We start from the raw sequence: 2,758 nt of genomic DNA, 5'->3' as shown, positions 1-2,758 counted from the left end.
GGGGCGGCCACCTCGGGAGCGGGCGCAGGCGGGGGCGGCGGCTCCGGGTCGGCGAGCGACACACCGCTCCCCAACATCAGCGCAGCGGTCACTCCCACTGCGCTCAGCGCAGCGGCCAGAGGACCCTTGGTCCATCGCGACATTTGTATCCCTCCAAGTCACGGTCTCAGGCCAGTATGCCGTAGCGGAGGGCCCGACTATTAATTCAGCAGTCGCCGCTCGGCGCGAAAACGGGTGTCGATCAGACCGTTGAGCTGGGGTTTCACTGTTTACGGTCGGTCCGCGGTGGGGTCGTCGAAGAGCCGGCGCTCGGCGATCATTCCGGTGGCTCCGAGGCCGATCAAGGCCGCCGAGGCGGCGAGCATCGGCAGCATGCCGCGCTCGTAGAACAGCCCGCCGGCGAACGATCCGGCCGTGATGCCGATCTGAAACGCGGCCATGTACAGCCCCGATGCGCCGTCGGGGTCGTCGGCGCCGGCCCGCATCGCGGCGGCTTGCAGCATGGGCGACACCGCGTTGGCCGTGCCACCCCACAACGCGATCGCGAAGAACCCGATCAAAGCCGTCGCCGTCGGGGGCAGCCGGTGCAACGCCAGAGCGGTCAGCATCAGGAAGGTGAACCACAAGGCGGCCATGCAGCTGATGGCGGCGGCCCGGGGCCGATGGTCCATCGGTCGGGCGACCAGCGGCATCGCCAGCAGGCCCGCGATCCCGTAAGTGGCCAGCAACCAGGCAATATCCGGGCCGCGGATACCTACGACGTCCCGGACGATCACCGCGAAGAAGGTGTACGACATGTAATGCCCGGTGACTGCGATCATGGTGAGCAAGCTCACGATCACCAGCCGCCTATTGCGGTGATGCCGGGCACCGCGCCCGACGGACGCGAGCTGATCGTCACTCAGCGTCATCACCGGCAGCACAACCCAGGCCGCGACTGTCACTACGGCGGCCAGCCCGGTCACCGCCGCGACGGCGACGCGCCAGTTCCACGCCAGGCTGATCGCGGCCGTCGCTGGGCTGCCGACCACCACAGCCAGGCTGATACCGACGTAGATCATCGTCGTCGCGCGTCCGGAATGACTGGCCGGAACCAGCCGGGTGGCGATCGGCGCAATGACCGACAGGATCAGCCCGTGGGTGACCGCCGAAAGCGCCCGGCCGCCGGCCAGCACCACGAAGTTGGGTGCCAGCGCCGAGATGAGCTGAGACACGGTCAAACAGGCCAGGGACAACAGCAGCGCGCGGCGTCGGGGCCAGTGCGCGGTCCAGCGGACCAGGGGAATGGTCGTGACCGCCGCCACCAGGGCGTACCAGGCCAGCAGCGTGCCGACCACCGGAACGCTGACGTGCAGATCCCGTGCGATCGCGGGTAGCGCGCCGACCGGAAGCAGCTCAGCGGTGACGTAGGTGAAGGCCGCGGCGGCCAGCACGGCCAGCTGGACGGCGACTCGGGGAGTCCAGGGCCCGCTTGCAGCGGTTCGCCCCTTGGCGACACGGGCTGGCCCCACGGCCACCACTCAACCACGCATTGCATGCGTGGCGTTAACGATCAGGAACGCACGAGTCGCGCGATGGCCGCCGAGGCTTCGGCCAGCTTCTCGTCCGCCTCGGAACCGCCTTCCGAGACCGCGCGGGTGACGCAGTGTCCGAGGTGTTCGTCGAGAAGGTTGAGCGCAACCGACCGCAGTGCGTTGTTGGCGGCGCTGATCTGGGTGAGGACGTCGATGCAGTACTTGTCGTCTTCGATCATCTTCGCGATACCGCGCACCTGACCCTCGATACGCCGTAACCGCTTGGCGTAGTTGTCTTTCTGCGATGAGTATCCGTGTGCGGGTGCCATCTGCCCCTCCAACATCGTGTTCTTCTGATCGTGCTCGGGGCCATCGGGACGGCGCCGGTGTTGACACCATTGTCGCCGCCGGGCCCGATCTGCGCCACGTGTGCCTGGTGAATCGGCGTTTCGCCAAATCGGCATCCATACCCCGTGGGGGTATTTTAATGATTTTGGCCGACCTGCCGCTACACGCATACTTGAGCTGTGTCTCACTCCAAGCCTGACAGCAAGAACCCCATCGACATCAAGCCTCGCAGCCGCGAGGTCACCGACGGCCTGGAAAAGGCCGCCTCACGTGGGATGTTGCGCGCGGTAGGGATGGACGACGAAGACTTCGCCAAGCCCCAGATCGGGGTTGCCTCGTCGTGGAACGAGATCACGCCCTGCAACCTGTCGCTGGACCGGCTGGCCAAATCCGTCAAGGAGGGCGTGTTCGCCGCCGGCGGCTATCCGCTTGAGTTCGGCACGATCTCGGTGTCCGACGGCATCTCGATGGGCCATGAGGGCATGCACTTCTCTCTGGTCTCGCGCGAGGTGATCGCCGACAGCGTGGAAACCGTCATCCAGGCTGAGCGACTCGACGGGTCGGTGCTGCTGGCCGGCTGCGACAAGTCGCTGCCCGGGATGCTGATGGCCGCGGCGCGCCTGGACCTGGCCGCGGTCTTCCTCTACGCCGGCTCGATCCTGCCGGGCCGGGTCAAGCTGTCCGACGGCACCGAGCGCGACGTGACGATCATCGATGCGTTCGAGGCCGTCGGCGCCTGTGCCCGCGGCCTGATGCCGCGCGAGGACGTCGACGCGATCGAGCGGGCCATCTGCCCCGGCGAGGGCGCGTGCGGCGGCATGTTCACCGCCAACACCATGGCCAGCGCCGCCGAGGCGTTGGGCATGTCGCTGCCAGGCAGCGCCGCTCCCCCGGCC

3 protein-coding genes are annotated in these 2,758 nt (G+C 67.7%); 1 reads left to right on the top strand and 2 read right to left on the bottom strand.

Annotated elements, in window-relative coordinates:
* Positions 1–269: 269 nt before the first annotated feature.
* Complete coding sequence (locus WAO18_RS21895; protein WP_422208331.1) at positions 270–1,511, bottom strand: MFS transporter; 1,242 nt, start codon at positions 1,509–1,511, stop codon at positions 270–272.
* A 41-nt stretch (positions 1,512–1,552) separates the two neighbouring features.
* Positions 1,553–1,843 carry a metal-sensitive transcriptional regulator gene (locus WAO18_RS21890; RefSeq protein ID WP_422208330.1) on the bottom strand — a complete coding sequence of 97 codons (291 nt, stop codon included), beginning with the start codon at positions 1,841–1,843 and terminating at the stop codon, positions 1,553–1,555.
* A 198-nt stretch (positions 1,844–2,041) separates the two neighbouring features.
* Here WAO18_RS21890 and WAO18_RS21885 point away from each other — a divergent pair.
* Positions 2,042–2,758: dihydroxy-acid dehydratase (locus WAO18_RS21885; RefSeq protein WP_422208329.1), on the top strand; the 717-nt coding region annotated here is incomplete at its 3' end.

It is taken from the genome of Mycobacterium sp., from assembly GCF_049278535.1.
In the GTDB taxonomy this organism is placed as follows: domain Bacteria; phylum Actinomycetota; class Actinomycetes; order Mycobacteriales; family Mycobacteriaceae; genus Mycobacterium.
Note: the sequence above shows the minus strand (reverse complement) of the source record. Positions and strands in the feature narration are given on the sequence as shown.

Coding starts and splice junctions, on each gene's coding strand:
- WAO18_RS21890 (WP_422208330.1), bottom strand. CDS start 1,843: ATGGCACCCGCACACGGATACTCATCGCAGAAAGACAACTACGCCAAG.